Here is a 17,705-nt window from a genome sequence, read left to right on the forward strand (position 1 = left end):
CTGTCTCAAAAAGTGCATCCGTCATCATCACAAATCCTAATCGAAAATCTGGGTTAAATAAAAAAGGACATCATGAAACTAAAAACAAACGCTATCCTCGGTGCACTATGTTGTGCGCTTTCTTTGGCGTCCATGACCGTGTTGGCACAGCAAGCGACTGTTGCTACAGCAAATGCGGCCACGCCAACGGCAAGCCCAAAAAAGACTTTCACCATCACACATGAAGCCCAACGTACAGCGGCAAAAGATCAGGCGCGTACTAATACTTGCTGGAATTTTGCAACAGCATCTTTCATGGAAAGTGAAGTCGCGCGTCAGGGTGGGAAGCTAATTGAATTGTCTGAAGTCTTTGGCGTTCGTCATGCCTATCCCTTGAAAGCGGATGCGTATTTGCGTGTACAAGGCAAAGCGACTTTTTGGGAAGGTGGTAATAATCATGATGCGATGGACATGTTGCGCCGTTATGGTGCTGTCCCCAAGACAAATTACTCTGGACTGAAAGAAGGCGAAACAAGGCTTGATCACGCTGAGTTGGCAGCAACCAGTAAGGCATTTTTGGATGCGGTAATCAAGTCTGGACGCCCGAGCAAATCATGGCGTGCCGCTTTTGAAGGCATTTTGGATGCCTATATTGGTAAGCCACCAGCGAATTTCATTTATGAAGGCAAGTTGCATACACCGCAAACTTTCCGTGATCAGGTCTTAAAACTGAATCCCGAAGATTACGTTGAAGTGACTAGCTTTAATCATCACCCTTTTTACCAGCGTATGCGTTTAGAAATTCCAGATAATTGGTCACACGATAATCGCTTCTTGAATGTTCCTATCGACGACATGGAAAAAATTATGACCAATGCACTCAGCAATGGGTACACCATTTCATGGGGTGGCGACACCAGTGAAAAGGGTTTTAATGTCAAAGAAGGTTTTGCGGTTTTGGAAGATGAAGTGAAAGAAGTCACGCAGAATTCACGTCAAGAAGCTTTTGATGATTGGCGTAGTACCGACGATCACAGTATGCATATCGTTGGTTTGAGTAAAGATGATAAAGGCAATGCATTCTTCTTAACGAAAAATAGTTACGGCACGACTAGTGGGCCATTTGAAGGCCATCTACACATGAGTAAAAACTATGTTCGCATGAAAACAATTTATTTCATGGTGCATAAGCAAGCGATTCCTGAAGATATTCGTCGCAAGGCTGGGATCAAGTAATTTGTGCTTGGCATTGCTATTTCGGATTGCAGTGTCAACCACGAAGCGGTGATTCGCATTGAATCTACAGTCGATCTGATACATCTGGCAACACAGGAAGAGACAGATCGACTAAAATGCATTTCAAATTGCGATGGTATGCCTTGCGTAGTTAAGCCTAAGCGCGGTAAGCATTCTCGACAAAAAATCACTCTTCGAATCAGGAAAATTAAAATGAAAAAAGTTATTTCTAGCCTCGGTATTTTGTTGGCGACGATCAGTTTGACCGCATGCATCTCTGTTAGTGAAAGTAATTTGGAAAGTGGTAAGCAAATTTCGATGATGTCACAACAAGCCATCACGACCTGTGGACAGGGGAATGTGGACACCGTATCGACTTCCAGTTTTAAGTGCAAATCACAAGTCGCACGATAGTTTGATGCTGTAGAGATTTCTCTCTCGGCGATCTCAATGAGTTTTCAATAAGTCTCAATAAGTTTTCATTAAGCTTTCACTAAGCTTTCACTAAGCACTTCACACCAGCACCAGATACTTGCGATAAGATTTGGTGCTTTTTTCTTTAGCAGAAAGAATTTATGTCTAAGAATTCCACGGTGGATGCGAATTACCGTTTTATCGCAGCTTATCAAGAAGTGAATGCAAGAATCTCTCAGCGTCAGCACGCTTTGGCCTTGTATGTGACTTTGGTCGTCAGTTTGTTGGCGGCTTTAGTCGCCTTGAAATCAAATGAGACGAAAGGTGAGGTGCCGGTTGAATGGTTGATGTTGGGGTTTCCTGTGGCGTCTTTGAGCTTGGCCTTTCTTAACTACAAGGCTGAAAGAGCAATTACTAATTTGCGACGCTTTCTCTCGGCTTTAGAACAACTGGGTAATGCGCACGAAGTTTTGCCTAGTTATAACACGCATCAAAAATGGGCCAGTGGTGCAAATAAGGCGCGTCGTTTTCATGACTATGCCTCAGCGGTATTGGTTGCTGGTGGTAACTTAATCGGCCTTGGTGCAGTGATGCGAATTTATCCATCTAGGCTTGCGGATACCTCCATCGCGTTTTGGGTATCTGTGGTGATAACGGTGATTTCTGTGTTGACGATTTTACTCAGCCCACAATGGAGTTTTACACCTGAAAACGACGAAGCAGAATAATAATCTTACCGAAATAGTGAGAGCGCTATGCCCGAAACATTAGTAACAAGGCTGGACAGTTTCGACCATGCTGGTGCGCTGGTCGAGCGATTTTGGCAACTGATGAATAGCAATGATTTCTTCGCTGTAGCGGCTGTGTTGAGTGAGGATTTTGTACTGGAGTGGCCGCAATCTGGTGAGCGTATCGTGGGAGCAGAGAACTTTGCGAAGATGAATGCAGAGTATCCAGCGCATGGCCCTTGGGTATTTACCTGCAATCGCTTAGTGATCGAGACTCAGCAGGTCGTCAGTGATGTTTCTGTTAGCGATGGCGTGCAACAAGGCAGAGCGATCAGCTTCTTTACCATTGCGAATGGCAAGATACAAAAAATCACAGAATTTTGGCCTGATCCATTTCCTGCGCCAGAAAGTCGTCGTCATTTGGTCGAGATGATGACGAGCGCGGATTAGATTGTCGGCCTATTTTTTGTGCGTATTGCGGTAATTAATTTCTGGCCAAATACATTAAATAACAGCCCCGCCATGACGATGCTTGCACCGATAATTTGAGTCCGGTTCAATGATTCATCCAGAATAATCCAAGCAGAAGAGAGTCCAACGACAGGTACTAGTAAACTCAATGGTGCCACCACATGAGTGGGTAAGGCGGCTAATAATTTCCCCCATAAGGTATAGCCAATCAGGCTTGCCGCACCAGATAAATACAAGATTGCCAGCATTGCAGACAGGCTGATGTGCGTCAGGCTATGCCAGACTACCGCTACACCATCCATAAAGCACGACAAAACAAAAAAGGGAATGATAGGCAGCAGGGCACTCCAGGCGACCAAGCTGAGCATATTCACTGCCCCCATTTTCTTGCTGACGATATTGCCACATGCCCATGACAAAGCGGCACATAAAGTGAGCGCAAATCCGGCGATGCTAACTTGCGCTGTGCTTGCCGAGGCGCTGGCAGTCAAGCTGGCACTACCAAGTAAGAGCAAACCAAGACTAGCGATGAAAATTCCGACCACATTACTAGGCTTTAATCGATCGCCAAAAATTAAAGCGGCTAAGCCGACTGTGAAAAAAGCTTGCGCTTGTAAAACTAATGAAGCTAAACCAGCAGGCATACCCACCGCAATTGCGGAAAATAAAAACGCGAATTGTGCAAAACTAATCGTGGCGGCATAGATGATCAGCCACTTTAATTCAACTTTTGGTTTGGCTAAAAAGAAAATTGCAGGGAAGGCGACAAAAGTGAAACGTAATGCTGCCAGTAGTAGTGGCGGAATACCCTTCAAGCCAATTTTAATCACCACAAAATTCATACCCCATAAGACGATCACAATGAGCGCGGTGACGATGTGAATTGGTTTGAGTTGGCTGTGTGTCATATGGATTTTTTATACATTAAGAAAGTGGTGGTGCGCGATGCTTCGGTTATTTTTTGTAGGCTTTTCTTGAGCCATCTTCAAAGACTTCATCATCGTTCATCAGAGCACCTTGTTCATTCCAGGTCTTCTGTCGATAAATCTTGCCAGCATTGTTGAAATGATTTTCAGCCGCGAGTTTGCCATTTTCAAAATAGCTTTGATGGACACCAATGGCGCGACGCCGATACGCTGATTCGATTACGTAACTGCCTGTATCGACAAGTTTGCCTTTGTCTGAAAAAGTTTTTGCGTCGAGAATATAATCTTTGCCTTCGTAGCGATACCGGTCTTGTGAACTGGTTTGCCCATTCAGATAAAACTGGGTTTCTTCTGTTAATACATTACGTCGTCGACCATCTTGGTCTAGCATGCTGAATTTTTGTTCTTTGATGAATGAGCCGTTTTCGTGAAACTCTGATTTGCGAATAAATGCGCGTGTTTTTTCAGCAAGGTTCAACACCACTTGAAAACGTTTGTTGCCGTTGTCGCCATAGCTTGTTTCGGTTAATTCATTGTTCTTCAATTCGCTGGTGCTACGAATCTTTCCGCTGTTGTAGTCAAACTGTGTGGATTCTTGTACCACGCCAGCCAAGAGTGTTTCGCTGGCGCGCTTTTGTCCACCATCGTGGAAATAGTTGATCTTAGATGACTTGCCTTTAAATCCGCATAAGCTGGCATCGTCGACGTGTGGCGCCAAAATGGGTTTGTTCGCGCACCGCAAACTGTTGATGGCGCCATCCACAGTCCAACGTATGCTGGCAGATTCAGCTTCGCTATTGCCGATCAATTCAAGTCTTTTGAGTTTGCCTTCAGGCGTCCATTCACGTTGCAAGCCTTTACGTTTGCCGTGATCTTCGGTCTCTTCTTTGATGAGTTTGCCGTTGTTTGCATATTCACGTCGCAAACCGTGCCTTTGTCCGTTTTCTTCATCGGTGTACTCTAAGATCAAAACGCCATCGCGGTATTGACGCGCTAGCCCATAGATTTTGCCCGATTTGATTTCACGTTCCCGCAGCAGCTTTCCGGTATCCCTGTCTTTGCAACGTATGATGCCTGTTTTGCCAGCGGTGGTTGCTCCATTGTACATACTGACGGATTCGCCATTTAAGCTGCAGTCTTCGCTTGCAAAACTGGATTGGTTAAATAGCGCCGCAAAACATAGACCGCAGTTCATGACTAAGGTTTTGAGGGGAAACTGACGTAGTCGATTGGACATAGTATGGTTTAGTTTATTCAGTGGGAGATGGCGAAGATTATATGACAGCTTATTCAAAACGCATTTGCAAAATTTCGGCTGTCGTACGCACCGTGCAGAATTCTCTATCTAAACTGGCGAGATGAATTTGATGAACATCTTCAGCCAGAAACAGTTTTCCATCTGCCGCACGTCGGTCAAAAGTGGCACAGGCATCGCTGACTAATAAATTATTGAAACCTAAATTGGCCGCCATACGCGTGGTAGTTGAAACGCAATGATCAGTGCTGATGCCGACGATCACTAGAGTATTGATTTTTTGCTGATGTAGGTAGCTCTCTAAGCCTGTGCCAATAAAGGCACTATTGACTGACTTACTGAATTCTATTTCACCTGAAATCGGTTTTGCTTCGTTTTTGTAAGCCACACCGGGGCGATCTGGGCGTAAGCTGGAATTGGCTTCCGTAGAGAAGTGACGCACATGAATGACAGGCATGTTTTCTTGTCGCCAGCGGGCTAGCAAAAGCGCTATATTGCTTTCCGCTTGTGGATTATTACGTTGTCCCCAACTTGGCTCATCAAAGGCTTGTTGTAGATCGATTAGCAATAGTGCAGTGCTTAGTTTGTTTAACATAGATGATGAATTGAAATTATCGCTGTTGCTGATAAGCAGATGGCGATGTGTTGTAAACGCTTTGCCAACTGCGTCGAAATTGACGTGCCGAGCCAAAACCAGCCGCATCTGCAATATGTTCTATCGACAAATTAGATTGATTTAACAACTGATTCGCCAAACTCAGTCGTAAGCTCGTCAGATAGTCATGGACTGATGTCTGGGCATGTAATTTGAACAGACGCGTCAGGTGGCGGCTGCTGGTACACGCGTGTGCGGCTAGTTCATCCAGATTCCACGGGTGCGCCGGATCTTGGCTGATGAGGTCTTGAATTTTATGTACTGTAGGATGCAGATGATTTCGATGTTGCAGCCAGGCAGACAGTTGTGGGTCATTACCACTGCGTCGGAAATACACCACCATCGCTCTGGCAACTGCCATCGCAGTCTTTGGCGAACAAATGTGTGAGATTAGATGCAAACTCAGATCGATCCCGGCTGTAACGCCAGCACTGGTTAAGATATTGCCGTCCTCGACAAAAATGCGGTTGTCTTCAACTTGTATACTCGCGTCAACTTCCGCTAGTTCGGCGCAGTGACTGTGGTGCGTCGTGGCGCGCCTATTTTTTAGTAAACCTGCATGTGCTGCGATCAAAGCGCCAGCACACACGCAAGCAATCCGATGACTGCTATTCACGGATTGTCTTAACCAATTGATGGTTTCAAGCGCGGTTGGTGTGCGATGATCGAAACTATCACCGCGTACGCCAGGAATGACAATCAGCGCGTGCTCTTCAATTTCTGTTGGTAATGGCGACAAATGATGGAGTGATAAACCGATCGAAGTATCGATGCTTGATCTTGCGCTGATATAGCGTAATTCAAATGGGATTTCACCCCAATGACGATTCGCGAACAAAAAAGCATCTGCAGGGCCCGCCAAATCAATCAGCAAGGTATCGGGAAGGACTAAGAAATAGACGATTTGTTTAGTCATCACTTGAATTTTCAAGATGTTGATTGTTGATTGAAGCTGGCTGCTGCATGGTTTGGAGCTGCTCACGGAACGCATTTAGTTCTTGCGTATGCTTGCTGATATCAACAGGTCTAAATAAACGCCTTGTGCTGGCAGGATAGTGAATCAAGTCATTATTGTTCTTGCCAAAATTAGTTGGTCGAATCGGTCTGGGAACGAAATTGCCGTGACAGTTTGGACAAACCCCAGATAATTTTGAGATGACACAATCAAGACAGAATGTGCATTCAAATGAACAGATCATGGCGTCATGCGCATCGGGTGGTAAGTCTTTATCGCAATGTTCACAGCTTGCTCGTAGTTCTAGCATATTTCCCTCTGATCGTAGATAAAAGATGGCTATGAATTTAAATTACTTAGTATGCTTAGCTTAACACTTCATCGTCATTATGAAAGCACAGATGATGACCAAATGCGGTCATTTCAGGACATCACTTATGCTACACGGGAGATTGGGAGTTTTATCTTCGTTAACGATTCGCCGAATGCACTTTATAATCCAGTCAGAACATTTGAAATTGATCAATACGCATAACAGACAAAGATAGGTGAACTCATATGTGGATAGACAGCCATTGCCATCTCGATGCGAGTGAATTTGCTGGGAAATCACTCGTCTTAGCTGAAGAGGCGGCGCGTATGGGTGTATCTGCGATTGTGATTCCTGCGGTGCATCGCTCTAATTTTTCAGTGGTAGCGGAGCTCGCCGGGCAAAGAGAAGATTGCTTCTTTGCTTTGGGCATACATCCTATGTATGTGGCGACTTCGAAAGAAGAAGATTTGCAATTTTTACGCGCTGAGATCGCGCGTTTGTTGGCCAATCCTGTGTTGGGGCAGGCTTTGGTTGCGGTGGGGGAAATCGGCCTTGACTACTTTGTTCCTGCGTTGTGTGAGTCACCGCTGCGAGAGAAGCAGGAGTTTTTTTATAGCGAACAATTAAAAATCGCACGAGATTTCGATTTGCCTGTGCTCCTACATGTGCGAAAATCGCAAGATAAAATACTAAAATATTTGAGACGCATTCCCGTTTGTGGTGGTATCGCGCATGCTTTCAATGGCAGTGTGCAACAGGCGCAACATTTTATCGACTTGGGTTTTAGATTAGGATTTGGTGGTGCAATGACATTTACCCGCGCTTTACAAATACGTCGTCTTGCCAGTGACTTGCCGCTAAGTAGCATTGTGCTGGAAACAGATGCCCCAGATATCGCACCACGGTGGTGTCATCCAGGAATCAACACGCCGGGGGAGCTGCCACAAATTGGTCATGAGCTTGCTAGTCTGCGGGGACTAAGTCATCTCGAAACCGCACAGCAAACGACCGCCAATGTACTCGCCGCCTTACCGCGCATGCAGGCGCGCTTTGTTTTGAGATAAGCTTAGTGCGCAGCGCGATTCTGGGTTTTGTTCTTGGTGTCGCGCTGTTACAGCAACAAGCTGTACTGTTCCCATTTCTTTATGTTGGTTTCGCCTTTGTCGTTTTATGTGCATTGTCGATTCTCTTATTTTGCTTTCGTTCTAAACCATTCTTCAGACTGTCTTTCCCCCTATTGTTGTCAACGCGCTTAGTTTTAGCCTCAGTTTTAGCCTTGGGGCTTGGCTTCTGTTGGGCGAGTATGCTCGCGCTTTACCAGTTGCGAAATGAACTACCCGTCGAGTGGGAGGGGCGAGATGTGGTGGTGCAAGGCGTAATAGATCAATTGCCGGGGCGAACGGAAAATGGCATACGATTTAATTTTGCGGTGGAGCGTTACTTACTTCCAGGCTCGATACAGTCAGCTGCTCTCGCGAATCAAACGAGTACAGAATTTGCTAAGGACAAATTCCCTAAGCGACTTGCATTGGGATGGTTTGACGATGCTGATGGCGTGATCGATACTCCCTCGTTAAAACCTGGGCAACGCTGGCAGTTGGTTGTTCGCTTAAAACGACCACATGGCAATGCCAATCCCTATGGCTTTGATTACGAAGCTTGGTTGTTCGAGCAAGGGTTAAGAGCAACTGGCAGCGTACGGCTGAACGCCCGTGCCAGTGCTGACAAGGCCAATACAAACTTATTGTTAGACGAGTTTGTATTGAGTTTGCCGAATCTGATCGAGCGAGCTCGTTTTCGCCTGCGTGAACACATGATGCGTCATCTTGATCATGCGCCTTATGCTGGCGTATTGAGTGCTTTGGTGATCGGTGACCAACGCGATATTTCACCCGCTGACTGGGCGATGTTTAATCGTACAGGGGTAGGTCATTTGATGTCGATTTCTGGTTTGCACATTACGATGATTGCAGGTTTATTTGCCAGCCTGATGCATTTTTTGTGGCGACGCTCGTTCTTCACTCGCGCGCAATTACCACTGTTGATTCCTGCGCCTAAAGTCGCTGTATTGTCGGGATGGATTGCTGCAATGATTTATGTTGCCTTAGCAGGATTTGGCGTTCCTGCTCAGCGAACTTTGTGGATGCTATCGGTATTGGCGCTGGCGATCTGGAGTGGCAGAACTGCTAGTAGTTCTCACGTTTTATGTCTAGCTTTGGGTGTGGTGATTATGATCGATCCTTGGGCGGTGTTGTGGCCGGGATTTTGGTTATCGTTTGGCGCTGTCAGCGTATTGTTATATGCAAGTGCGGGTAGGATTGATGTGTTGCCGGCAGTATCGCCTGATAAAGATTTTTTGCGTAAATTGCGGCCGCAAATTCAATTGGCTGCGCGCGCTCAGTATGCGATTACGCTTGGTTTAGTCCCTTTGACTTTACTGTTGTTTTCACAAATTTCTTTGGTAAGCCCGATTGCGAATGCACTTGCAATACCCATTGTCAGTTTTGTGGTGACGCCGCTTGCCTTATTAGGTAGCGTGTTACCCGCACCATTGGCAGCTTGGTGTTTGAGTTTTGCCCATTGGTGCATGGAATTTTTAGTGCAAATTTTAGATTTTTTAAATAGAAGCCCTCTAGCAGTTTGGCAAATTCCCAAACCTAGTTGGTGGATGTTTGGCACAGCGACAATTGGCTTACTTTACTTACTCGCTCCGCGTGGAATGCCTATGCGCTGGCTGGGCGGTATTTGTTGTTTACCTCTATTACTTCAACCAGTACAAAGACCAGAAAAAGGCCAAATGCAAGTGACTGCCTTTGACGTTGGACAAGGTTCTGCCGTATTGATAGAAACCGCGCATCATCGCTTGCTCTACGATACGGGTCCAGGTACATCCGCAGATAGTAATAGCGGCACCCGAGTGCTACTGCCGTATTTGCAAGCGCGCGGTATTGCCCATCTTGATCAACTGATGGTATCGCATAGTGATAATGATCATTCGGGTGGCGCTATCAGTGTTTTGAGGAATGTCAAAGTTGATCAAGTCGTATCGTCTTTGCCTGTGGATCATCCTATTGTGGCGATCGCAGAGAAATCATCGCGTTGCATTGCCGGACAAGCCTGGGAATGGGATGGCGTTCAATTTGAAATTTTGCATCCAGTGCCAGTGATTTACACCAGTGATAAATGGAAGCCTAATGCGCTTAGTTGTACTTTAAAGGTATCAACCAAGACGCACGCGATATTATTGACGGGAGATATCGAAGCGGTACAAGAAGATCAATTGGTCAATCGCATTCCTGAGAAACTCGCCGCTGATGTATTGTTGGCACCGCATCACGGGAGTGGTACTTCGTCAACTGCTGCTTTTTTACAGGCGGTGAAACCAAGCTTGGCCTTGTTTCAAGTTGGTTATCTAAATCGCTATCATCATCCGAAAGAAGCTGCATTGCAGCGTTATCTTGATTTTGGAATAAAACCTCTAAGGACGGACACAAGCGGTGCAATCACATTACAATTTGGCAGCGCCATTAGTGTGAGTGAATATCGCAAAGAGCATGCTCGCTATTGGTATCAATAGGTATCAATAATTTTGACTTTGCTTTCCGGACATGTCTAGGTTCAGGCTTAGGCAAGTTGCAAGCTCGTAGCTTCAAAATTAAAATCAGATCATTCTTCAAGAAAAAAATGTCCAAACCCATCGTTCACTTTTGTCACGGTAATAGCTTTCCAGCAGGGAGCTATCGTCAAATGTTTAATGAATTAGCACCGCATTACGAGATTCAATATTTAGACATGCACGGACACAATCCAGCCTATCCAGTGACGACGAATTGGCCTTTTTTAGTGCAAGAATTAATCGATACTTTAGCGGCGCGTTATCAAGAGCCCGTGGTTTTATTAGGCCATTCTTTGGGTGGGATCTTATCTCTGATGGCTAGCAGTCAACGTCCTGATTTAGTGCGTTGTGTGGTGATGATTGATTCTCCGGTGGTGACGGGATGGCGTTCAGCTTTTTTGCGAACTTTCCGTGTGCTTGGATTGCTGGAAAAATACTCACCTGCGCAATTCTCGCTGAAACGTCGCATGATATGGCGAGATAAACAAGAAGCGTTTGAGCATTTTTCGTCGAAAGAAAAATTCGCGATCTGGCCGCCAGAAGTATTGCAAGATTACATCGACGCTGGCATGCAAGATCATCCAGAAGGCATTTGCCTAAAATTCACACGTGAAATTGAAAGTCAGATCTATATGACTTTACCTGGTAACCTTGGTTCGGTTGCCAGAAAAAGTACTCAGGTGCCTATTGGTTTTGTTGGTGGTACGGAATCGATTGAATGTCGGCAGGGTGGTTTGACGACCACGCGTCAGTTGTGTGGGGAGAATTTCGTGCAATTGCCAGCAGGGCATTTATTACCGATGGAAATGCCAGAACGAACTGCCGAAGCTTGCCATGCGATGATACAAACGTTGTTGAAAAAAGCGCGCTAAATCAGGTCAACACGCCCTAGATCAATATGCCCTAAGTCATCAAGGCAATGCTTCTAAGTAAGTATTCATCGAGTAAAATACAGTTCTCACTTGGCTACTTTGAGTTAACTATGCGCGCATCAATCTATTCATCCTTGGTTTTAACATCCTCTTTCGTGCTTATGCCGCTTCTGTTAAGTGGCAACAGTGTGGCGCAGGATAAGCTCACCAAAGAATTAGGTGGTTCATGGTTACCATCTTCCTCCGAGTATCAGCAAGTACAAGCCCAAGGCCGCACACAAGTAATCTTGGACATCGATAACGATAGTTTGCTCATGAATAAAGATGATGGTTTCTATACCAGCGGCAATCATCTGATCATCCGTAAAACACTACGTTTGCCGACGCAATCGATTAGTTATGGTTGGCATTTCGGACAAGATTTATATACTGCGTCTGATATTAAATTGAAGCCAGAACAGATCAGTCCGGTTGATCATCCCTATGCGGGCTGGATTTATAGTGGCGTCTATCGTGAGGTGCAATATAGTGATGGTAGTGGTCTGCGCTTAGGTTTGGATTTAGGATGTCTTGGCCCATGCGCTGGTGGCGAATGGACGCAAACAAATTTACACCAAGCCTTAAATCAACCTCTGCCACAAGCTTGGAGCACGCAGTTGCAGCAAGAGTGGGGACTAGTGTTAAATGCTGAATTCGCGCCAGCGCCTTGGAAATTCACGCAAAACATGGATCTCGGCAGTCGGTTTAAAGTTAGAGCAGGAAATATTTTCACTGATGCGAGAACAGAACTGTTGTGGCGCTATGGTAGTTTGAATGCGCGACGAGAAGATCAGGCTAGTTTTGTGTTTGCTCGTGCTGAACTCAGAGCGAATGCCTATAACGCTACTTTGCAAGGCGGGTATTTTAATCAGCAAACACTTGCAATGCATCCAAGGCGCGTCATTCCAGAAGTGGAACTTGGTTATCAGTATCGCGGCGATGTCTGGGGATTTTATGCATCGATCATACGCCGTGGTAGTGAAATTAAACAACTGTCAAACGCAAAAGCAGCGCAAAATTTTGCAAAAATTCAGCTCATTTATGCGCTGCAATGAGCTTAAGTCGTGGCTGAATTGACTGACTTAGCAAATTTGGCTGTGCTGCTGTCACGACAAGGAATGACACTCTACTACTGGGCTATAATTTTTTAGTCCTGGCGCTTTTCTTAAAGCATGACGTGCCCGATGCAGTGTCACCATCATGTGATTTTTACTCATGCCAAGCTCTTCACAAATTTCTGTACTATCAACTTCCAGACAATCCGCGAGCGTGAACGCACGCGCATTTTTGCTTGGTAAGGATCCCAGTGCCTGTTCTAGTTGAGTAAAGAAATTCTTTTGTTCTAACGCTGTCATTGGATCAAATTCTTCGCACAAACTACTTCGATGAATGCCATAACGATCATCAACTCGATGGTGTGATACTTCGATACTACAAGTTGTGTCAAAACTAAATTCTGCTTGTCGATTCTGTGCGTGTTTTGTGCGTCGAAAACTGTCAATGATTTTGAATTTCAGGATACCGATGACGTAAGTCGCCAACGAAGATTTTCCGGCGAAACGTTCGGGTGCTTCTAGCACGGCAAGTAAAGATTCTTGTACGACATCTTCGGCAATCGCGTCGTCATAAATGCGTTGTTTTGTGAAGCGCAAGAGTTGCGGCCGTAAAGCGCTTAGTTGATCGTATAAATGTAGGCTGATGGCCATAATAGCATTTCGTTTTGAATGTCTCTGTAGGCATTGACTTGTTATTTTCGTCAAATAAGATGTGCGATTGAATTCACGACGATACTGGCGAGGTAATTTTCTAATATCGCTCAGATATCGTCGTTAAATCCATTTGCAGATGCTTATTTGCTGACGATGGGACGCTGCATAGGCGCGAGTTTGGCGACCAATTTATTGGCTACCGAAGACGGAACTTGATTCATTTCCATGGCAATTTGTAAGTCTTCTGCCAGTGCATTAAAGTGCGCATTGCTAATACTCATGCCCTGATGTGCTTCGTACATATCTTTGCCTTTGTATTGACATGGACCGCCCGCCAATTCGCAAAACTGCGCGACCAATAAGGCACTAAATTCATCTTTCTTCATTTTGGAGAAAAAGGCGCTAATACGGCTATCCGCCAAAATCAAAGGTACAAAGTCATTGACGATTTTGGTAATGCCTTCGGTCTTACCTAGGCCTTGATAAATACTGTCATCTTTTTCCATACTTTGCGCCTGCGCAGCAAAGCTAGTGCAAATTGCGATTAAAGCGATGCCAATGAACTGAAGAAATGTGTGGCTCAGTGTGTTATGCAAACTATTTTTGCCGGTATTTGCAAATGTGTTGTTCATGATGGTGTTCTTTCAAAAAAAGTGATGGGATGTGATCCTGAAATTTTCGTCAATGCAGCTTAGAAACCTGCTTGCATGGACAGATACCAACCGCGTTGTTTTTTGGGATTGAAAATCGTGATGTCACCTAGCTGAACGTAGGCAGCAGTGACTGAAAAATTCTTACTGGGGAAATACGCAATAAAGACATCTGAAAAATCTTTCTCATTGTCTACGCCAAGATTACGAGGTTTCATCCGATATTCGGCACCGACAACTAACTTTCGGTTAATCAGATAAGCGATAGAGCCCTCGAGTTGCGCTTGGTATTGATCTTTTTTATCACCACCAAAACCAAGTAATCCCATTTGATTTGCCTTGGTCATCCGCACGGTTCCATTGACCAGTAAGCTTTGTGCCAGATAAATTTTGGTAGCGGAGACATAGTAATCAACGCCGTGATCATCTTTGGCACCGAGTTGTTTGACATTCGTAATCCCCAACGCACCAAGGCCGCCAATTGTGGCATCGCGTTTGTATTGCAGACCCGCGGCAATTTGTGGCATCCAGCCAGCTTGGTCATATACCGCATCACCAGCGAGTTTGACTTTGATGCCGAAAATGTCTTGTTTTAGATTGAGTGCATCTAGCGGTGCCAGACTGCCAGTAAATTCTTGTTGTGCCAATGAGAATTCGACACGATCAGCGATGCCTACTGCGACACCATAAGTCTTCAGACGATAATCTTGTGTATTGACTTGCGTGTAATGCGCGTTTGCTCCGTAGCTATCGCGAGTTCCATAACCGGTGATCAAAGCCCATGGCGTTAAACCGCCACCGCCAGCACCTTCCACCTGACTGACGCCTCCCGTCGCGGTGAGCTTGCCCATGTCCGGTAAGCGTGAATCTTGTGCCTGCGCGGTCGCTGCGGACATGCCTATACTCGCGATGGCGATAAGTTTGATTGCTGGGTGAGGTTTGAGCCTGATCATATTAACTCCCTGAATGTTTGATTGACGAGTCTTACTGAGCACAAAGTTGTGTTTCAAGCGACTGCTATTGACTTATACGCAGGGGAGCGGCGACTGGATTCAAGATTTTTAAAATATTTTTAAAAATATTCTTGAGCGTTTGTTTTCTTGACTTTGGCTACTAGGGCGTGTTGACATAATATTTTGGCATGCGAATGAGTCGAAATGGACACAGGGCTAGGCTATCGCTGAAGGAAAGCATCTTTACAAAGATGCTTCGTTGCGTCAGCGAGCAGCATGCTGCTCGAAACCCTGACTTCACCGTCAAGGCGCGCCGCAGTGCGAGTACTGTAAGCGACTTGCAACAACGCCATGTGTCCATTTCGGCCATTCCCGAAGGGTTCTTGGCAAACCGCACGATGGACTGCGTTGCATCTCTTGCTGTGGCGGCCAGCCGCAGCGGTGAGATGCGCCTTGCCATCCCGCGGTTTTCCAAGAACGCATTGCCAAAATATTATGTCAACACGCCCTAAGAAGCCATCCACGCTATTCGGCACGGATGGCTTGGTGCTCACTTAGTTAGAAATGGTTTAGCCTGTCTTGAGCCAGTTACCTTTAAATAGAATTGGACCACTAGGTTTTTCTGGATTACCCGAACCACCTTTGGGTTCTAAACTGATGGCGAGTAATTGCGGTGTATCGCTATTGATTTCTGCCGGTAAGGTGATACGCAATACATTTTTATCTGCAGTGTCGCTAATCACACCGAGCGAGCGCACTTTGCCGTCTTTGGAAATAGACCACAGTTCTAAGCTTTTATCTGCTGCCAGTGTTGGCTTGTCAACGAAGCGAAGCAAAATTTGATGATGTTTGACATCACTAGAGATCACTGCGATAGGGCGAGCCTGCTCATCAGATAGTGTTGCAACATATAAATCAGGTGCGACGTCGGGTTCTAATGGCTTGATGACAAAAACCGCGAGCAATATCAGGGCAGTGCTGGCGATGACGCTAAAACTGCGCCAGAAATTGAGTGATTCCACAAAATCAAATAGCGCATTCTTTCCTTGCGTTGCGCCTAACTTGAGTTGCTGTTCGATATTGCGCCAGACTTGTGCTTGCGGCACTTGTTTGCGACTAAATTCCATCATAGGCATCAGGTGTTGCTCCCATTCTCTGACAACTTGTTGTAAGTGTGGGTCATTGCTCAGCCAACTTTGAAAGCGGCGACGTGCGCCACCACGTAAAGTGCCGAGTACATATTCGGCTGCCAGTTTGTGTTGCAGGCGCTTATTGTGTTGGAGATTCATAGCTTGACCCCAGCACCAGCATTGTTGGCATGATTAGCGTTATGGGTATTCAGGCAGAGACGAAGCTTCTCTAATCCGCGTCGTATCCAAGTTTTTACCGTCCCCATCGGTAGCTGCATTTGCTCCGCGACCTCGCTATGGGATAAATCATGAAAGTAAGCTAGGCTCATTGCTTGTCTATGTAGCCCTTCTAATTTTGTCATACAGCGTGCTAGCGACGCTGCATCCTGACTGAGTTCTAATGCTTGAGCTGGCGTTGCATCTGGACTTTCCATTGCCTGCCAGACTTCTGCCTCAAACTGATCTGTGTCATAGCTGACATTTAAGTGTTGACCATTATTGAGTTTTCGCAGTAAGTCGAAGGCACGATTACGCACGATCGTCGTCATCCATGTCATCGGTGAGGCCAAACTGCTTTGATAGCTCGCTGCGTTATTCCAAATATTGACGAAACTTTCTTGCAGAACTTCTTCCGCTAGCTCTCGATTTTGTAATATTCGCAAAATAAAGCTAAATAGTTTTGGCGAGCAAGACTGATATAAGTCTTTGAATGCCTTTGCATCCTGTTTGGCGACTGCGATCAGGCACAAATGTAAATGTGCTGGATCGGATGCCACGGTCTTTGAATGTAGGTTTGACAAGGGGTATCCTTTTGTGAAGAAAGTTGTTTGTGTTGGCTAAACTTGGTTTCTTTCTAATGTAGAACTTGCGCAAAATTGTGTCAGCTAGGGGAACCAGCGAAGACAGCGCGCAAGCACGACGAGGCAGCAACAAGAACGCCGAGACGTTTTTGCGTAAGTTCTAGAATTTCTTTCTGATGCTTACAACTTATACGATTGCTGATGTGAATCGGATGCAAAATTCTTCAGAATCCTGCAAATTGGTCTGAAGATAGGGCGCCCATCAATTTGATTCTGCACAGTTTTAATCCGCTTTGCCTGTTTCATGTCGGTGCAAAAGCGGGTCAATTTAATTGTTGGTGGATTGAATATGACTGAGCATCCAATAGTCGCGTGCCTGTCCACGAATATGTTTGTATTGTCGTAGCAGACCTTCGCGTTCAAAATCGCATCGCTGTAGAACTTGTAATGAACGCAAATTAATATCAAGTACGCATGCTTGAACCCGTACTAGTCCTATTTCTTGGTGTGCCCATTTAGTTAACGCTTGGCAGGCATTACTGATGATGCCTTGTCCCCAAAAAGCAGGTGATAAATCATAGGCGATTTCAGCGCTCAAATGGAGGTTCGAATAAGTGTGAAATCCAATTGTGCCAGCGAGTTGGTCTTGGCTGTTGACAATAGCAAATTTGATTTGGGCTTGAGCCTGCGACCAATCTTGAATTTGGATAAATTGTTGTAAATCTTCAGGGGATTTGAGTTGCCAGCTGCTATGTTCCATCACTTGAGGTAACGTGAGATAGTTAAACCATGTGCTTAGATCTTCAGCGCGAATCGATCTTAAATGAAATTCACTTGAGTCTAATCTGGGAAGTGGGTGTGCAGTGAACGGATTGTTTGATTTGATATTTAAGCCCGCCGAGCTTGGTAGAGAAGCCAGAATTGACTGACTATAGTTGACTTTATTATTGCTCATAATGTTATTGTAAATAATGACATTCTCTGGGGTTTTTGGGGACATTTAC

At 45.4% G+C, this 17,705-nt stretch carries 20 protein-coding genes; 9 read left to right on the forward strand and 11 right to left on the reverse strand.

Going from position 1 to position 17,705, the window contains the following annotated elements; genetic code table 11:
- The first annotated feature begins 72 nt into the window (after positions 1-72).
- The 4 genes from H8K33_RS00850 (at position 73) to H8K33_RS00865 (ending at position 2,807) form a co-directional block, all read left to right on the forward strand.
- Positions 73-1,215, forward strand: a complete 1,143-nt coding sequence (locus H8K33_RS00850) for a C1 family peptidase (protein WP_186889095.1) — start codon at positions 73-75, stop codon at positions 1,213-1,215.
- 213 nt (positions 1,216-1,428) lie between these two features.
- Complete coding sequence (locus H8K33_RS00855; protein WP_186889096.1) at positions 1,429-1,629, forward strand: hypothetical protein; 201 nt, start codon at positions 1,429-1,431, stop codon at positions 1,627-1,629.
- A 161-nt stretch (positions 1,630-1,790) separates the two neighbouring features.
- Positions 1,791-2,357 (forward strand): hypothetical protein, encoded by a 567-nt coding sequence (locus H8K33_RS00860; protein WP_186889097.1) that lies wholly within the window; start codon positions 1,791-1,793, stop codon positions 2,355-2,357.
- 27 nt (positions 2,358-2,384) lie between these two features.
- Positions 2,385-2,807 carry a nuclear transport factor 2 family protein gene (locus tag H8K33_RS00865; RefSeq protein WP_186889098.1) on the forward strand — a complete coding sequence of 141 codons (423 nt, stop codon included), beginning with the start codon at positions 2,385-2,387 and terminating at the stop codon, positions 2,805-2,807.
- On the opposite strand, the gene H8K33_RS00870 is transcribed toward H8K33_RS00865, so the two are convergent.
- The 5 genes from H8K33_RS00870 to H8K33_RS00890 are packed head-to-tail and all read right to left on the reverse strand — an operon-like array spanning position 2,804 to position 6,929.
- Positions 2,804-3,736 carry an EamA family transporter gene (locus H8K33_RS00870; protein ID WP_186889099.1) on the reverse strand — a complete coding sequence of 311 codons (933 nt, stop codon included), beginning with the start codon at positions 3,734-3,736 and terminating at the stop codon, positions 2,804-2,806. The genes H8K33_RS00865 and H8K33_RS00870 overlap by 4 nt on opposite strands.
- A gap of 46 nt (positions 3,737-3,782) precedes the next feature.
- Entirely contained in the window at positions 3,783-4,991 is a 1,209-nt protein-coding gene (locus H8K33_RS00875; protein WP_186889100.1) for a toxin-antitoxin system YwqK family antitoxin, read from the reverse strand.
- A gap of 49 nt (positions 4,992-5,040) precedes the next feature.
- The gene (locus H8K33_RS00880; protein ID WP_186889101.1) at positions 5,041-5,604 is read right to left on the reverse strand and encodes a cysteine hydrolase family protein; all 564 of its coding nucleotides are present in this window, start codon (positions 5,602-5,604) and stop codon (positions 5,041-5,043) included.
- Positions 5,605-5,620: 16 nt separating this feature from the next.
- On the reverse strand, positions 5,621-6,580 hold the full coding sequence (locus tag H8K33_RS00885) for a GlxA family transcriptional regulator (RefSeq protein ID WP_186889102.1): 960 nt from the start codon (positions 6,578-6,580) through the stop codon (positions 5,621-5,623).
- Positions 6,573-6,929 carry a DUF1272 domain-containing protein gene (locus H8K33_RS00890; protein ID WP_186889103.1) on the reverse strand — a complete coding sequence of 119 codons (357 nt, stop codon included), beginning with the start codon at positions 6,927-6,929 and terminating at the stop codon, positions 6,573-6,575. Before H8K33_RS00890 ends, H8K33_RS00885 begins: the two co-directional genes overlap by 8 nt.
- A gap of 248 nt (positions 6,930-7,177) precedes the next feature.
- Between H8K33_RS00890 and H8K33_RS00895 the strand changes: the two genes are divergently transcribed.
- The 4 genes from H8K33_RS00895 to H8K33_RS00910 all read left to right on the forward strand — a co-directional run bounded on the left by H8K33_RS00895 (position 7,178) and on the right by H8K33_RS00910 (position 12,514).
- On the forward strand, positions 7,178-7,996 hold the full coding sequence (locus H8K33_RS00895) for a TatD family hydrolase (protein WP_186889104.1): 819 nt from the start codon (positions 7,178-7,180) through the stop codon (positions 7,994-7,996).
- 5 nt (positions 7,997-8,001) lie between these two features.
- Complete coding sequence (locus tag H8K33_RS00900; RefSeq protein ID WP_186889105.1) at positions 8,002-10,509, forward strand: DNA internalization-related competence protein ComEC/Rec2; 2,508 nt, start codon at positions 8,002-8,004, stop codon at positions 10,507-10,509.
- A 107-nt stretch (positions 10,510-10,616) separates the two neighbouring features.
- The gene (locus tag H8K33_RS00905) at positions 10,617-11,420 is read left to right on the forward strand and encodes an alpha/beta fold hydrolase (protein WP_186889106.1); all 804 of its coding nucleotides are present in this window, start codon (positions 10,617-10,619) and stop codon (positions 11,418-11,420) included.
- A gap of 110 nt (positions 11,421-11,530) precedes the next feature.
- Complete coding sequence (locus tag H8K33_RS00910) at positions 11,531-12,514, forward strand: lipid A-modifier LpxR family protein (RefSeq protein WP_222613237.1); 984 nt, start codon at positions 11,531-11,533, stop codon at positions 12,512-12,514.
- A gap of 51 nt (positions 12,515-12,565) precedes the next feature.
- Here H8K33_RS00910 and H8K33_RS00915 read toward each other — a convergent pair whose 3' ends face one another.
- From H8K33_RS00915 to H8K33_RS00925, 3 genes are all read right to left on the reverse strand, one after another.
- Positions 12,566-13,165, reverse strand: coding sequence for a sigma-70 family RNA polymerase sigma factor (locus tag H8K33_RS00915; protein ID WP_186889108.1), 600 nt, complete (start codon positions 13,163-13,165; stop codon positions 12,566-12,568).
- Positions 13,166-13,308: 143 nt separating this feature from the next.
- The gene (locus H8K33_RS00920) at positions 13,309-13,800 is read right to left on the reverse strand and encodes a group I truncated hemoglobin (protein WP_186889109.1); all 492 of its coding nucleotides are present in this window, start codon (positions 13,798-13,800) and stop codon (positions 13,309-13,311) included.
- A 59-nt stretch (positions 13,801-13,859) separates the two neighbouring features.
- Positions 13,860-14,714, reverse strand: a complete 855-nt coding sequence (locus H8K33_RS00925; protein WP_390320213.1) for a DUF3034 family protein — start codon at positions 14,712-14,714, stop codon at positions 13,860-13,862.
- A gap of 251 nt (positions 14,715-14,965) precedes the next feature.
- On the opposite strand from H8K33_RS00925, the gene H8K33_RS00930 reads away from it, so the two are divergent.
- Positions 14,966-15,283 (forward strand): hypothetical protein, encoded by a 318-nt coding sequence (locus H8K33_RS00930; protein WP_186889111.1) that lies wholly within the window; start codon positions 14,966-14,968, stop codon positions 15,281-15,283.
- A gap of 57 nt (positions 15,284-15,340) precedes the next feature.
- Here H8K33_RS00930 and H8K33_RS00935 read toward each other — a convergent pair whose 3' ends face one another.
- The 3 genes from H8K33_RS00935 to H8K33_RS00945 form a co-directional block, all read right to left on the reverse strand.
- Positions 15,341-16,060, reverse strand: a complete 720-nt coding sequence (locus H8K33_RS00935) for an anti-sigma factor (RefSeq protein WP_186889112.1) — start codon at positions 16,058-16,060, stop codon at positions 15,341-15,343.
- The gene (locus tag H8K33_RS00940) at positions 16,057-16,701 is read right to left on the reverse strand and encodes an RNA polymerase sigma factor (RefSeq protein ID WP_246443213.1); all 645 of its coding nucleotides are present in this window, start codon (positions 16,699-16,701) and stop codon (positions 16,057-16,059) included. The genes H8K33_RS00935 and H8K33_RS00940 overlap by 4 nt, the downstream gene beginning before the upstream one ends.
- Before the next feature lie 328 nt (positions 16,702-17,029).
- Positions 17,030-17,656, reverse strand: a complete 627-nt coding sequence (locus H8K33_RS00945; RefSeq protein ID WP_186889113.1) for a GNAT family N-acetyltransferase — start codon at positions 17,654-17,656, stop codon at positions 17,030-17,032.
- Positions 17,657-17,705: the final 49 nt, after the last annotated feature.

The organism is Affinundibacterium amnicola (assembly GCF_014284275.1).
In the GTDB taxonomy this organism is placed as follows: Bacteria; Pseudomonadota; Gammaproteobacteria; order Burkholderiales; family Burkholderiaceae_D; genus Undibacterium; species Undibacterium amnicola.